The organism is Anabaena sp. 54 (assembly GCF_017355725.1).
Taxonomy (GTDB): Bacteria; Cyanobacteriota; Cyanobacteriia; order Cyanobacteriales; family Nostocaceae; genus Dolichospermum; species Dolichospermum heterosporum.
In genome coordinates, this window is sequence record NZ_JAAVWA010000015.1 from 14,951 (window position 1) to 29,837 (window position 14,887).

Consider the following 14,887-nt stretch of genomic DNA (forward strand, 5'->3'; position numbering starts at 1 on the left):
ATCTCGTTGAAAAAATCATAACTCCGTTCGCGTAGCGTCTCCGAAGGAGAAACTCCGAACTCCTAACTCCGAACTCACGTGAACCCGAGTTCGACATAAGATAATTTTTGGAAAACTGCCCCAAATATGAGTCTCAAACCCTTATGATCTCGTTGAAAAAATCATAACTCTGTTCGCGTAGCGTCTCCGAAGGAGAAACTCCGAACTCCTAACACCGAACTCAGGTTAATCCAGTCACCTTGGACTATGGCTGTCAAACCACCGGGGAAAGGATCTGTTTGGGAGCGATTGGGGGCTGTGATTAGGGCTGTGAGTTTGTCAATGTGTTCAAAGTTGGGTGCATGGGGAAGTATTTCTTGGAGGATCTGACGCATGACTCGACGTTGGACTGCTAGGGGTGCTTTTTGTAATATTCGCCTGTTTATTTGTAAATTGTCTTTATCACCATCTGCTGAGGCTTCTAGCCGCCACTGAAGGGCTGTTTGTTCGAGAAATTCTACGTCTGCTTGAAGTAGTTCTCCTGTTTGGGCTAGGTTGGCTTCTACTTGGGGATTGAAATTTTCTCTGAGATATGGAATTAGTTGTTGACGAATGCGGTTACGGGGATGTTTGAGGTTTTGATTGGTGGAGTCTTCCCATATTGGCAGATGAAATTTTTGGCAAAATTGTTCTGTTTGGGAACGGGTGATTTCTAGGAGTGGACGGATTAGGGTAATATTTTCGGTGAGTGGACGTTGCCAAGTTAATGCTTGTAAACCGTCTGTGCCAGTACCCCGGATTAAATTGTATAGTAAGGTTTCGGCGCGATCGCTGGCGGTATGTCCGGTAATAATATATTGATAGTTATAACATTGGGCAATTTTTGTTAAGGCTTGATATCGCCAATTTCTGGCTGTGGCTTCACTTTTGACGGGTTGATTGGCTGTTTCTAAATAAAAGGGTGTGTGCCAAGTTTTTGCTAAATTGGCGACGTGGTGAGCATTTGCTTGGGAGTCTTCGCGCCAACAATGATCACAATGGGCTATGGCTATGTTCCATTCCCATTTGGGTTGTAAGTCTAATAGTAATTTAATTAAACATAGAGAATCTTGTCCACCGGATACTGCAACTAATAGATGTTGTTTGGGTGGGAGTAGATTACGGGTGTGGATGGTACGATGTATGTGGGCGTGGAGGGGTGTCCATGTCATGAGAGTTTTTAATATTTCATCACCTAAAATTTCAGCGTATCTCTTAGCTAACTTTGATGTAAGTCATTTTGTAATTATTTAGATTATACCGCTTTCTTTATAGAGGGCGGGGAAACCCCTACATTAAAACATATCCGCAGGATCAGCAGATTGGAGTTTGCTAGTAGCGATCGCCCCAGAAATAGCACACATAATTATGGCTATTTTACAGTAAGTTAATATCAACTACGCTTGTCACTATTACAACTTGTGTAATAGTGACATTTGTTATGGGGTTGACACCACTAAGGTAAATATGTCACATTTGTGTTTGAGAGATATGCCACTGAATAGCAATATCAAATTTTGTGACATACCTGGGGTGGGAAGCAATGTTTTTATAACCAAAGCCAGTTAAATTCTGGACAGACTTTACTGATATCGCAGCAAAGTCAATTTTACACAGTCTCTAACTCAAAATAATTTCGTTTTTCAGGTTGAAAATTAAGGAATAACATTTTACTATCAGGAGCCATAAGTTATGAAATTGAATCCCAACTTAAAGCCAATTATAAGTTCTCTGTTCTCACTAGCTTTGTTGTCCATACAAAATCCAGCAATCGCATTAGTAAATCAAGGTAAATTAGAAAATTCTTCAATTAATTTAGGACTGAATATAACCAAAGAATTTACCAGAAAACAACCAATTCAAATTGCCACAGATGATGAATATTGGGGACCACAAGGAGATTTTAATATTTTGATGCCTGGAGATGTAGTAGAGAATAATAAAGAACTGCGGGTAACAGAAAATAGGGCAACAGAAACAGTATATATGATCTTTCATGGAGACCTACCGACAGATACTGATTCTTTAAACTCGGAAGGGATTCGAGAAGTTTTACAAATCTCTCTGAGAAAAAACCTGGATATAAAAGGTAAAGTTGTGAAAAGCACAAATATGGTAATTGAAGGATATCCAGGTATTGAGTTGCTAGTACAACATTCTGATGGTAGTCTAGGACAATATCAAGGATATGTGGTCAAACGACGACTTTATTTAATCGGAGCTAGGGCAAAGGATGAATTAACCACAGAAGCGACTAATTTTTTCGATTCTTTTAGAGTGTATCCGAGCAAGATTGTTAATTAATTCTAGATAGGGTAAGTAGGTGGGCGTTAAAAATTGTCGTTGGGGCAAGGGAACAGGGAACAGGAAGAGAGTTTTGAGTGATTTTACTTTTCTTTACATACCTTTAAATTTTTCTGTTCACCTACTTATATATTTCTGACAATATCCTCGTTATTGCTACTAAATGAGACTTAGGGACTTCCAATTAAAAAAATATCCCAAAGTTTCTTGTGGTGCAGGCATCTTGCGTGCCAATAATACAAGGACGGGCAAGATGCCCATCCCACAAGATTGGATCATCTTTTTTGTAGAGTTCTCTTAAGCAAAAAATCACTGAAAAATGTTTAATATCACAGTCCGCAGATATTAAAGAATTAACAATTTAGAGGAAGTAAAGCCCGAAAAGATTGCCTAGCAAAGATTTCAGGCTTTTATTTTGTAAAATAATTTAGCAATAGAATCTAGGGCGGGGAAACCCCGCCCCTACCTGGTGGTAAAAACGTTATTTGATAACAGTAGAAAGTCCTATACATACTTCTTAAAACATATCCGCAGGATCAGCAGATTGGAGTTTGCTAGTAGCGATCGCCCCAGAAATAGCACACATAATTATAGTTAAAAGTAGGACTTGTATACCACGAATTATTGTCATATACATAGGTAAATTTGTTGCTGTTCGGGTTAGTTGGTAAAGTCCTAAAGATACAGCTACCCCTGGAAAAAATCCCAAAGCTGCTAAAATTAAAGCTTCTTCAAAAACTATAGTTAGTAAATAATCATGACGATATCCTATGGCTTTGAAAGTTGCATATTCTCGCAAATGGGCATTAACATCTGTGGAAAGAACTTGATAAACAATAATTACTCCAACCGCGAATCCCATTGATACACCGAGGTTGAAAATAAACCCAATGGGAGAATTACTACTCCAAAAATTATTTTCAAATTCAATAAATTCATTATGAGTAAGAACTTTGACATCATCTTTTAAATAAGCCTTTAATTGGGCAACAACTTGATCGGTTTTATAGCCTGGTTTGATTTTAACTAAACCGATACTCACACTGCTTGTAGGCTGTCTAGCAAAGATTTGGGAGAAGTTATTGGCACTGGTAATTAAGCTGCCATCTGCCGCAAAGGAAGCGCCAAGTTTAAATAAGCCACCAATAGTAATTGTATTGCCATTAATTTCAGTTGTGACAATTTTACCTTGTTGAATTTGCTTAATTGCTTGTTGATATTCTCCTCTGGCTGCCCGATCAAATAAGACTGTATTTGGTAATTTAATTTTTTGTAATTGTTGATTAATTTCTGGTAAATCAAACGCTGGTTGATCTGGATTAATGCCAATAATTAACACTCCTGTTTCTAATCGTGTTTGCGGATTTTTCCAAATAATATGGTTACAATACATAGCTTCAGCCGATTTTACCCCTGGTACATCCATTGCTTGATAAAGTCGTCTACGAGAGAAAATAGACATACTTTGTAAGCTACGAGCTTGGGGACTAATGAGAATAATATCAGCTTGTAAACTCCGATGTAATCTAGTATTACTATCATATAAAGCAGTTTGAAAACCTGACTGCATAAACATAAGAACATCGGCAAAAGCAATACCAGATACTGCTACCAATAAACGGCTTTTTTCATGGGTAAGTTGTAACCAACCCAAAGGAGTTCGTCGGCACAATTTTTGAAAAATACTAATCATAGAAATGATAATTGACAACTAACAACTGACAACTGACTAAAGACTAATAATTGCCTTAACTTGCATATTGGTAAATTTAGCTGCTTGGTGGCTAGAGGCTTTGTTTAGTCGGATGTGGACTTTTATTATTCTGTTATCAATATTGCTGGAAGGATCTGTATTGGTGAGGTTTTGCTTTCTTACTTGTAAGCCGATTTGTTCTACTTTTCCTTGTAATTCTTGAGAAAAAGTATCGCTAACTATCCGCGCCTGTTTTCCTTGAATAATTTTTGTAATATCACTTTCGTAAACTTCAGCAACTACGTACATCTGACTGGTTTTACCAATGTCAGCAATGCCATTACTAGAAATTAATTCTCCTGGGTGAGTGTAGATTTCAAATACTTGTCCATTTTGAGGAGATTTGACATAGGCTTTTTGAAGATTGATAGTGGCTTTTTTTACTACTGCATCTGCTTGATTTAATTCGGCTATTGCTGCTTGTACATCTACCTTCCTAACTTCAGAAATTTGGTTTAGGGTTGCGGAAGCTTCTTTGATTTTTTGTTGACTACTTAATTCGAGCTTTTTTAACTGTGACTGTGCGGCTTGAAGACTTTTTTTAGCAGTTTCTACATTCAAGTTTTTACTATCTCTTTGAGATGCGGAAATTGCCCCTACTGTATATAATTCTTGATAACGGTGATTTTCGGCTTCAGCATTGAGTAATTCAGATTGCAATTTTTCTAAAGTTGCTTTTTGAGTATTAATATCACCTTGACTTTCGGCTGCTAATCTGTCAATGATGGCTTTTTGGGCGGTAATTTCTCCAGGTTTAGCACCTGCTTGAATTTGGGCAATTTTAGCTTTAATTATGTTTACTTCTGCTTTGGCTTCAGTTAATTCTGCCTGTAAGCGATCGCTATTATCTAAAATAGCAATTACCTGTCCTGTTTTTACCATATCCCCCTCTTTGACTAATATCTTCTCAACTCGACTTCCTTCTCCAGATATCGCTGCTGATAATTTAATCACTTCCCCTTCTGGTTCAATTCTACCCAGTGCTGTGACGGTTTTTATCTCTGGTACGGCTACCACAGGATTGGCTGGTTTTTGATTATCTATATCCCGAGATTTGAGGACAATAAAAACACTAATACTAGCCATAGATAAAGATGCCAGCATGGCAATAGCGATTCCTGCGGAGCGCTTCGCTATCGCTAATCGGAGAATAAACTGAGAAGATAATGAACCTTGTCGCTTGTGGTTTTGCACAACTGCATACCTTTTCAGTGCTGTTTCAAAATTAGTTAATGAAAAATATCTGGTAGAAAACGAAATCCTAGAAAATCTTAAAATGTAGTTCCTATACTCAACGAGGTAATTTAGTCAATTTATTGCATTAGAAATGACAAATCAATTCTAAATTTTTGACAGAAACGAACATTTAGAGATAATATCCCAGAATAGAAAGTCAGATGGTTAACAGATGACAGTTTTCGTAAAATTAGTATATGTACCTGTGCAAAATTAATTGAACATTTTAAAATTCCTAAACCAATCAATTTTGTAGGAGGCCAACCCCCTGTGGTTGCCGCAAATATCGGGGTAGGCACGGGGGCGCTACCCCTACATTAAATCCAAATTTTTTATATAAGTAGGTGAACACAATAAAACCAAACTGTGTAAAGAAACGTAAAATCGCTGAAAACTTCTTTACTATTGCCTCTTGCCTCTTGCCTTGCTATAACGACAATTTTCAACGTCAACCTACTTAATTAATTTTGCTTGCGTACTGATTTTAGGGACTTCCAATTAAAAAAATACCCAAAAATTTCTTGTGGTGCGGGCCGAATTGCCCGCTAATCATCAAGGACGGGCAGGATGCCCATCCCACAAAATTGGGTAATTTATTTTTTGGTGTTCCCTTAGACAAAATGAGATAGAAATATGAATACTTATACAGCAGGAGTCAGGAGTAAAACTGGCTTGCTGTCTGGCTTTGAATTTAGATCATTTACCTCATTAATCTACAATTTGCTATAACTCATCAATTTCTTTAATTAAAATAAACCGCGCTTACCATTCGGACGTACCGTTAACCAATTCATTTTAGCTACAGCCAATTGTTCGTCAGTCACCTTAGCACCAGTGAGATTAGCACCGGATAAATTAGCCCCTCGTAGATTAGCTTGACTTAGATAAGCTTGACTGAGGTTTGCACCTCTGAAGTCCGCACCTTCTAAATCAGCATTACTAAAATAAGCCTTACTTAAATCCGCATCTTTGAAATTTGCTTGTTGTAAACTTGCCCTACCAAAGTCAGTATTGTGAAGATTAGCTGCTTGAAAATTAGGTTTCTGAAATTGAGCAGCATGGAAATTGCTTCCTGATAAGTTAGCACTAGATACACTCAACCGGATAAAATTATAGCCCGCAAAATCCCGTCTTCCTTTTTCATAAGCTGCTAGAAGACCTGGGGAATCTAATTTCCGCACAGAGAATGGATCATCAGCGTTATTTACACCTCTAGCGGCTGATTTAGATGCCAATTCTCTACCCTGATTGCGTCCCTGATTGCGTCCATGTTTCCATTCTGTGTCTGCTGGTGCTGGTGTCTTGTCTTTTCTGGCTCGAATAGATGCCGCTAGTTTCGCAACATTATCATTGTTACCACGAGTATAACTAATAGAATCAATCCCAGCATTTGAAGAATGATTCTGAGTAGGTTCAGAGGGTTTAGAGAGTAAGCCTTGGGCTAAACTATCTAAATATGGCTCCATGTCTAAAGCTGTAAGTACGTCTTGTGCGGATTGATAGCGATTGCGGACGGATACGTCCAACATTTTTCTCAAGACCTTAATAAAATGGTCACTGGCTTGTACCAGATGTTCCCACATCATTTCCCCTGTGGTGGGATTGTATTCTAAGTCTTTAGGAATTTTCCCAGTTAATAAATAAACACAAGTTACTCCTACTGCATAGATATCACTGGCATAAACTGGACGCATAGCCATTTGTTCGGGAGGTGCAAAACCAGCAGTACCAATTGCATAGGCTGTTAAGGCTGATTGTTCGGATTGATTGGTTATGACTTGACTAACTTTATTTTTGACAGCACCAAAATCAATTAGTACGAATCTGGCATCTTGAGAACGACGAATTAAGTTAGCTGGCTTAATATCACGATGAATTACCTGTTGCTCGTGGATATATTGGAGCAGGGGCATGATTTCACTTAAAAATTGTCTGACTGCGGTTTCACTATAAACTCCATTTTTTTTCACTTCTTGTTGGAGAGTCAAACCGCTCACATATTCTTGCACTAAGTAAAATTGATTGTTATCTTCAAAATAGTCCAGTAGTCTGGGTATTTGGGGATGATTACCGATTTTACCAAGAGTTTCTGCTTCTCTGGAGAATAACTCCCGTGCCATTTTTAATATGTACGGAGTTGTACTTGCTGGACGTAATTGTTTAATTACACAAAGCGGTTTGCCAGGTAGATTTTGCTCTACTGCTAAAAATGTTGCCCCAAAACCACCTTTACCGATGGGTTTAACTACGCAAAAGCGATCGCGCAACAGTAATTTCGAGCCACAAGCCTGACATATTAGACTAGATGCTGAATTTATAGGATGGGAACAGGTGGGATTTACGCAATAGCTCATGCAATGTAAACTCGCTGCGTAACAGCTTCAGGGGAATAATGATGCTCTTATTACATTATGGAGAGCAAATTCAAATTTACACCAGGTTATATGAAGCGGGAATTTATTTTTTGATTCCCCTAAGGGACTTCCAATTAAAAAAATACCCAAAAATTTCTCGTGGCGTTAGCCATAGTATGCCCATCCTACAAAATTGGGTAATTTATTTTTTGGTGTTCCCTTAGGCAGGTAATAGGCAACAGGAAACAAGGAATTTATTACCCATTACCCATTACCCATTACCCATTACCTATTTACAGACTAGACAGTACCTCTTTAGCAGCAGCTAATGTCTGTTCAATATCTTCGGAAGTATGTGCTAAAGAAGTAAAACCAGCTTCAAATTGAGATGGGGCTAGATAAATACCATGCTCTAACATTCCGCGATGGAAACGACCAAATTTACCTGTATCCGCCTTTTTGGCATCTTCATAGTTATGTACAGGACCTGCGGTGAAGAATAGCCCAAACATGGCACTAATATGACCACCACAGGCAGCATGACCTGTATCTGAGCAGATTTTTAGCAATCCATCAGTTAACTGTTTAGTAATTTTTTCTAAATACTCATAAGTACCGGGTTTACCGAGGAGTTCCAGGGTTTTAATTCCCGCTGTCATGGCTAAAGGATTACCAGAAAGAGTCCCAGCTTGATAAACTGGTCCTGCGGGGGCAACCATAGACATAATCTCACGACGACCACCGTAAGCGCCGACTGGTAAACCACCACCAATGACTTTACCCATTGTGGTTAAGTCGGGGGTAACACCAAATTTGGCTTGTGCGCCACCGTAGGCAATACGGAAGCCTGTCATCACTTCATCAAATACCAGTAATGCACCATGCTCTTGGGTAAGTTCCCGTAGTCCTTCTAGGAAACCAGCATCAGGGGTAATAAAGCCCGCGTTACCAACTACGGGTTCAAGAATCACACCGGCGATTTCCTGGGGGTTTTGTTCAAATAGAGCTTTTACGGCTTCCAAATCATTGAAAGGCGCGGTTAAGGTGCTGGCGGTGACGGATTTGGGTACTCCTGGTGAGTCGGGTAAACCCAGGGTAGCGACACCAGAACCGGCTTTAACCAGGAACATATCTGCGTGTCCGTGATAGCAGCCTTCAAATTTGATAACTTTTTCTCGATTTGTAAAGGCTCGCATTAGGCGTAATACCGCCATACAAGCTTCTGTTCCAGAGTTGACGAATCTGACCATTTCGACGCTAGGAACAGCATCAATGACCATTTCGGCTAAAACGTTTTCGAGAGCGCAGGGAGCGCCAAAACTTGTGCCTTTATCTAGGGCTGTGTGTAGTGCGGATATTACTTCTGGATGAGCATGACCACAAATGGCTGGTCCCCAAGTCCCAACATAGTCAATGTATTTGTTGCCGTCTACGTCCCAAATATAAGCGCCATTAACACGATCAAATACGATGGGTTGTCCACCGACGGATTTAAAAGCGCGAACGGGAGAACTGACTCCTCCGGGCATCAGGTTTTGAGCAGCAGCAAAGATTTCTTGTGATTTTGTGGTTTTAATTGTGGTGTTTACCAAGGGTATCTCCTATGAGGTGGTGATTAAAATTGAGCTTCTATCTTAGGATAGGGTGAAAAGTTGCTTGTGAATTTCTCTGGTATGGGATTAGCTGAAAATGGTATCTTGAGTCAAAGAATTATTGTAAATTAACTGGTATGTCTTCTTCTGAACTGAAATCGCTTTCATCTGCTATCCCTGTGGAAAAAATTCGCTACGATGACAAGGGTTTAGTGCCGGCAATTATCCAAGATTATTTGGATGGAACTGTGTTAATGATGGCTTGGATGAATCGGGAATCGTTGCAAATGACTTTGGACACTGGGGAAACTTGGTTTTGGAGTCGTTCCCGGCAGGAATTTTGGCACAAGGGCGCAACTTCTGGACATATTCAGAAGGTACAAACTATTCGTTATGACTGTGATAGTGATGCTCTGTTAATCGGGGTGGAGCAGTTGGGTGATGTAGCTTGTCATACTGGAGAACGTAGTTGTTTTCATCAGGTTGATGGCACGGTGACACCACCACCAGGTGATAGTTTATCACAATTGTTTGCGGTAATTTGCGATCGCCGCGATCGCCCCAATGAAGATTCTTATACCTGTAAGTTATTGGCTGGTGGTGATAATAAGATTTTGAAAAAGATTGGTGAGGAAAGTGCGGAGGTAGTTATGGCTTGTAAAGATGATGATGCTGATGCGATCGCTGGCGAAGTTGCGGATTTATTTTATCATACTCTTGTAGCTTTGGCTCATCATCAGGTTGATTTAAAAGCAGTTTATCGCAAGTTACAAGAAAGAAGGAAATAGGCTAATTTATTAATAACTGTCAGAATCAGGATAACCAGGATGTACAGGATGTACAGGATGATAATTAAAATTGTAGGTTGGGTAGAATGAAATCTGAAAATCCTGATTCAGACAAAAAATGAATTACAAAATTCACCAACAATCCACAAATCACAATCCTAAAAATCCTTTAATCCTGATTCAGACAAAATAGAAAACCTAAAAATAACTGGCTCTTGCGTCTCTTTTATGGTGATTGAGGATTGATGATAACAAAACCCTTACGGGACAAGGGTTATAAACAATTATTTCCATATTTTCAATGAAATGCCTACACAATAGGGCTTTCAATGATTTTGAACCAGGGTTTCCATAAAAATAACCGAAGAACCAAATAACTATTAATACAATCTTAGATGAATTTAAAAAAAATGCTAATTCTCCCCTACCCCCTGATAGCGCAGCGTGGCGTTAGCCATACTCCTGAACTTAGATATATCCTAGGGGTTTAGCACTGCTTTACCCTTACATATCTCATCAATTACAGGATGGTTTAATGCTGATGTAGAGATTTTTCATGAAACGTCTCTACAACGTGGTTTGCCTAAAGGATACCAGAAGCTACACCAAGGTAGTTGTAACGTTATTGAGTCCTAAAGTACCAGTTAAACCTGTCACCTCAATGATGGCAATAAGCACCTCTTTTTTCAACGTGGCTTTCAGGCTCTATCCCCTATGAAACAAGCTGTTTAGTCATGAGGATATCCAGACAGTTAAAACTGTTCCCAGTTAAAAGTTAAGAGTTCCCTGTCCTCGCAGACAACTTATTCAGCAAGCCCTAAATATAATTGTATTAACATTAGTTGTAGCTAATTTAAGCAACTCCGACCAACTCAAGGTATCTGATTTATGATCTGCTGTTTCACAATGAATAACTAAATTCCATTGCTGCTCTGGGTTTTTCTTAGTTTTATCTGCTAGAATTTCCGCATTGCGAATTGCTTGCAGCAGCGCTTGCTTCTTTCCGCCATCTTTCTTATTGTGCATTTGTCGGCTTTTTTGTACCACCTGTCAAACAAACTATCCCTATTCCCAAGGTTGCTAAAGTCCAATTTTTCTAAATATTCAATAAAATCACATTCAAAATTACTAGGAAGGTTTACAAAATGGTGTTTACTAAGTTACAAGTAACACCATAGTTTGTTATTACGCAATCATTCAACATTACTCCAGAAAAATTTCGTTTGGAAACAACCGTCAACCGTCAACCGTCAACTGACAACTAAAAAATTTATGGTATTACAAGTAGAAAACAACACTTACGAAGCGAAAACCCAAGAAATTGCCAAACAAGTTCTAGCTGCTACCCAGGAAAATCGCTCATTTTTGGCTGCTTTACGGGATCAAATGCGTTGGGATGATAAATTGCTCGATTGGGCTATGAGTAATCCAGGTTTACGAGTACAATTATTTCGGTTCATAGATACCTTGCCCGCTTTACATAGTAAATCAGAAATTGCCTCCCATTTGCAAGAATATTTGGGAGATGATTCCGTAGAATTACCCGCAGCTTTGAAAGGAATCTTAAACTTTGCTAACCCTGATTCTATGCCCGCACAGGTAGCCGCGACAACAGTGGGAACTGCGGTAGAAACTTTAGCACATAAATATATTTCTGGGGAAAATATCAAGCAAGTCATCAAAACCGTTGAGAGACTGCGAAAAGACAAAATGGCTTTCACCATTGACCTCCTCGGTGAAGCGGTAATTACTGAATTAGAAGCGCAATCTTATTTAGAAAGATACCTGGAATTGATGCAGCAGTTGGTGGAAGCATCCAAAAATTGGGGGAAAATTCCGGCTATTGATGAAGCTGACGGCGAAAATATCCCCAAAGTCCAGGTTTCTGTCAAATTAACGGCGTTTTATTCCCAATTTGATCCTTTGGATGCCCAAGGTAGTGAAGCACGAGTCAGCAATCATATTCGGACTTTACTCCGTCGCGCTCAAGAGTTGGGTGCAGCAGTCCATTTTGACATGGAACAATACGCCTATAAAAATATCACATTCAATATTCTCAAAAAGCTATTACTGGAAGAGGAATTTCGTCAACGCACAGATATTGGGATGACAATACAAGCATATCTGCGGGATAGCGAACAAGACGCTAGAGATATTATTGCTTGGTTAAAACAACGGGGTTATCCTCTCACCATTCGTCTAGTTAAAGGTGCGTATTGGGACCAAGAAACCATCAAAGCTACTCAAAAGCATTGGCCACAACCAGTTTATAATGATAAAGTCGCCACCGATGCCAATTTTGAGGCGATAACTCAGCTATTGCTAGAAAATCATCAGTATGTCTATTCTGCCATAGGTAGTCATAATGTGCGATCGCAATCTCGCGCCATAGCAATTGCGGAAAATCTCAATGTTCCCCGTCGTCGTTTTGAAATGCAAGTTCTGTACGGCATGGGTGATAAAATCGCCAAAGCTTTGGTAGATAAGGGTTATCGTGTGCGGGTTTATTGTCCCTACGGTGACTTATTACCAGGAATGTCTTATTTAATCCGTCGTTTATTAGAAAACACCGCAAATAGTTCTTTTCTCCGGCAAAATCTGGAAAATCGTCCCGTTGAGGAGTTGTTAGCAGCACCAATTATATCTCACGCAAAGGCGCAAAGTCGCCAAGAGGAGAAGGAAGGTTTTGTTGGTGTTGCGGATACAGATTTTGCGGAAGAGGAAAGAAGGAATAAGTCGAGTTTAGCTTTTGAAAATGTCCGTCAGCAGTTGGGGAAAACTTATTTACCCTTACTAAATGGGGAATATGTGAATACTACAACGTTTGTTGATTCTCTTAATCCTTCTAATTTTAGTCAGGTTGTTGGTAAGGTGGGTTTGCTGAGTGTTGAACAGGCTGAGGAAGCAATGAAGTTTGCTAAGGCTGCTTTTCCTGCTTGGAAGAAAACTCCAGTCAAGCAACGGGCTGATATTTTGCGTCAAGCAGGGAAGTTAATGGAGGAACGACGCGCTGAACTTTCGGCTTGGATAGTTTTGGAAGTGGGAAAACCGGTTAAGGAAGCTGACGGGGAAGTTTCGGAAGCTATTGATTTTTGTCTTTATTACGCTGAGGAAATGGAACGGCTGGATAAAGGTGTAATTTATGATGTTGTTGGTGAAACCAATCGTTATATTTACCAGCCGAAAGGAATCGCTGTGGTGATTTCTCCCTGGAATTTTCCTTTGGCTATTGCTTGCGGTATGACTGTCGCTGCTTTGGTTTCGGGAAATTGTACTTTACTCAAACCGGCGGAAACTTCTTCTGTTATTACTGCGAAGTTGACGGAAATTTTAATAGAAGCGGGAATCCCTAAAGGTGTTTTTCAATACGTTCCTGGTAAGGGTTCTCAAGTCGGTGCTTATTTAGTTAATCATCCTGATACTCATGTCATTGCTTTTACTGGTTCTCAAGAAGTAGGTTGTAGAATTTACGCAGAAGCCGCAATTCTCAAACCTGGTCAAAAGCATCTTAAAAAGGTAATTGCAGAAATGGGAGGCAAGAATGGCATCATTGTTGATGAAAGTGCTGATTTAGACCAGGCTGTTGTCGGCGTTGTGCAATCTGCTTTTGGTTATAGTGGACAAAAATGTTCTGCTTGTTCACGGGTGATTGTGCTTGAACCTATTTATGATGCTTTTGTGGAAAGGTTGGTAGAAGCAACTAAATCTTTGAATATTGGAGAAACGGAATTACCCAGTACCCAAGTTGGTCCGGTAATTGATGCTATTTCGCGCGATCGCATTTTGGATTATATTCAAAAAGGTAAACAAGAAGCAAAAGTCGCCTTAGAATTACCCGCACCCAGTCAAGGTTATTTTATCGGTCCGGTGATTTTTTCGGAAGTACCCGCAGATGGAGTTATCGCCCAGCAGGAAATATTTGGACCTGTCTTAGCAGTAATTCGGGTGAAAGATTTTCAAGAAGCAATAGACGTTGCTAACGGCACAAACTACGCTTTAACTGGTGGTCTTTATTCTCGCACACCTTCCCACATTGAACAAGCACAAGCGGAATTTGAAGTGGGGAATTTATACATTAACCGAAATATTACTGGAGCGATCGTTTCCCGTCAACCTTTCGGCGGTTTCAAACTTTCTGGAGTCGGTTCCAAAGCCGGCGGACCAGATTACCTCTTGCAATTCCTAGAACCACGCCATATCACAGAAAACATCCAGCGTCAAGGTTTTGCCCCAATTGAGGGTGCAGACTAACTTTATAATACACAAAGATCCCCGACTTCTCAAAGAAGTCGGGGATCTCAAACTAATTATCTATTTTTGGGACACTCAGGTAAGCTTTTACCAGCGTAGTTACAATCAAAATAAATTAATGCTTCTCTACTAGATTTAAAGTCTCTAGTTTTAGAGGCTGGATCTTTTTTGGGATTTGCTTTATCAGACCAAATTTTTAAGTAGTAACTGCTACCATCATCAGTAGACCATAATTCGTAAATATAGTCACCTCCTCTACCTTCACCTCTCAAATAGTCTGCTAGTGCTGTATTTGATATAGATAGAAGGGTAGATATAGCCAAGATGGGAACTAGGGCTATTTTTAATAGTTGACTTATTTTCATAGACACACCAATCATTGTTTGTATTTCCAGCATAGCGTAACTGTGTGTCTATGTCTAGAATAAAATCATGCACATTTTCATCTAAGCGCAAAATAAAAATGTTATTCATACCATCAATTTTATGACATGAGTCGGGGATCTTTTTTATCCTGTTAATCCTTAAATCCTGGAAATCCTGATTCTGACAAATTATGATATTTTGATGTTAAAATATGAAATCAGGGTT

Annotated in this window: 10 protein-coding genes; 3 read left to right on the plus strand and 7 right to left on the minus strand. The window is 39.5% G+C overall.

Translation table 11 applies throughout. The features are described from left to right. Positions 1-161 precede the first annotated feature (161 nt). On the minus strand, positions 162-1,190 hold the full coding sequence (gene tilS / locus HEQ36_RS14755) for a tRNA lysidine(34) synthetase TilS (RefSeq protein WP_168634711.1): 1,029 nt from the start codon (positions 1,188-1,190) through the stop codon (positions 162-164). Positions 1,191-1,710: 520 nt separating this feature from the next. Here tilS and HEQ36_RS14760 point away from each other — a divergent pair. After that, positions 1,711-2,322, plus strand: coding sequence for a hypothetical protein (locus HEQ36_RS14760; RefSeq protein WP_205748368.1), 612 nt, complete (start codon positions 1,711-1,713; stop codon positions 2,320-2,322). A 517-nt stretch (positions 2,323-2,839) separates the two neighbouring features. On the opposite strand, the gene devC is transcribed toward HEQ36_RS14760, so the two are convergent. The 4 genes from devC to hemL all read right to left on the minus strand — a co-directional run bounded on the left by devC (position 2,840) and on the right by hemL (position 9,257). Then, positions 2,840-4,015, minus strand: coding sequence for an ABC transporter permease DevC (devC, locus tag HEQ36_RS14765; protein ID WP_205748369.1), 1,176 nt, complete (start codon positions 4,013-4,015; stop codon positions 2,840-2,842). A gap of 36 nt (positions 4,016-4,051) precedes the next feature. Next, the gene (locus HEQ36_RS14770) at positions 4,052-5,269 is read right to left on the minus strand and encodes an ABC exporter membrane fusion protein (RefSeq protein ID WP_168634712.1); all 1,218 of its coding nucleotides are present in this window, start codon (positions 5,267-5,269) and stop codon (positions 4,052-4,054) included. A gap of 788 nt (positions 5,270-6,057) precedes the next feature. Continuing rightward, positions 6,058-7,665: a serine/threonine-protein kinase gene (locus HEQ36_RS14775; protein WP_053540573.1), complete on the minus strand. Its 1,608-nt coding sequence runs from the start codon at positions 7,663-7,665 to the stop codon at positions 6,058-6,060. A gap of 293 nt (positions 7,666-7,958) precedes the next feature. After that, complete coding sequence (gene hemL, locus HEQ36_RS14780) at positions 7,959-9,257, minus strand: glutamate-1-semialdehyde 2,1-aminomutase (RefSeq protein WP_053540571.1); 1,299 nt, start codon at positions 9,255-9,257, stop codon at positions 7,959-7,961. Between the two features lie 137 nt (positions 9,258-9,394). Here hemL and hisIE point away from each other — a divergent pair, with 137 nt between their 5' ends. Continuing rightward, positions 9,395-10,045 (plus strand): bifunctional phosphoribosyl-AMP cyclohydrolase/phosphoribosyl-ATP diphosphatase HisIE, encoded by a 651-nt coding sequence (hisIE, locus tag HEQ36_RS14785; RefSeq protein ID WP_053540570.1) that lies wholly within the window; start codon positions 9,395-9,397, stop codon positions 10,043-10,045. Between the two features lie 807 nt (positions 10,046-10,852). Here hisIE and HEQ36_RS14790 read toward each other — a convergent pair. Next, positions 10,853-11,071 carry a hypothetical protein gene (locus HEQ36_RS14790; RefSeq protein ID WP_053540569.1) on the minus strand — a complete coding sequence of 73 codons (219 nt, stop codon included), beginning with the start codon at positions 11,069-11,071 and terminating at the stop codon, positions 10,853-10,855. Between the two features lie 246 nt (positions 11,072-11,317). On the opposite strand from HEQ36_RS14790, the gene pruA reads away from it, so the two are divergent. Continuing rightward, a complete protein-coding gene (gene pruA, locus HEQ36_RS14795) occupies positions 11,318-14,296 on the plus strand; it encodes an L-glutamate gamma-semialdehyde dehydrogenase (RefSeq protein ID WP_168634713.1) in 2,979 nt (992 codons plus the stop codon). A 56-nt stretch (positions 14,297-14,352) separates the two neighbouring features. Here pruA and HEQ36_RS14800 read toward each other — a convergent pair whose 3' ends face one another. Further along, positions 14,353-14,694, minus strand: coding sequence for a hypothetical protein (locus HEQ36_RS14800; protein WP_081424301.1), 342 nt, complete (start codon positions 14,692-14,694; stop codon positions 14,353-14,355). Between the last annotated feature and the right edge of the window lie 193 nt (positions 14,695-14,887).

What these genes read in the sequence shown, in the direction of transcription:
- tilS (WP_168634711.1), bottom strand. Translation starts at nt 1,190, where the DNA reads ATGACATGGACACCCCTCCACGCCCACATACATCGTACCATCCACACC.
- HEQ36_RS14760 (WP_205748368.1), top strand. Translation starts at nt 1,711, where the DNA reads ATGAAATTGAATCCCAACTTAAAGCCAATTATAAGTTCTCTGTTCTCA.
- devC (WP_205748369.1), bottom strand. Translation starts at nt 4,015, where the DNA reads ATGATTAGTATTTTTCAAAAATTGTGCCGACGAACTCCTTTGGGTTGG.
- HEQ36_RS14775 (WP_053540573.1), bottom strand. Translation starts at nt 7,665, where the DNA reads ATGAGCTATTGCGTAAATCCCACCTGTTCCCATCCTATAAATTCAGCA.
- hisIE (WP_053540570.1), top strand. Translation starts at nt 9,395, where the DNA reads ATGTCTTCTTCTGAACTGAAATCGCTTTCATCTGCTATCCCTGTGGAA.
- HEQ36_RS14790 (WP_053540569.1), bottom strand. Translation starts at nt 11,071, where the DNA reads ATGCACAATAAGAAAGATGGCGGAAAGAAGCAAGCGCTGCTGCAAGCA.
- pruA (WP_168634713.1), top strand. Translation starts at nt 11,318, where the DNA reads ATGGTATTACAAGTAGAAAACAACACTTACGAAGCGAAAACCCAAGAA.
- HEQ36_RS14800 (WP_081424301.1), bottom strand. Translation starts at nt 14,694, where the DNA reads ATGCTGGAAATACAAACAATGATTGGTGTGTCTATGAAAATAAGTCAA.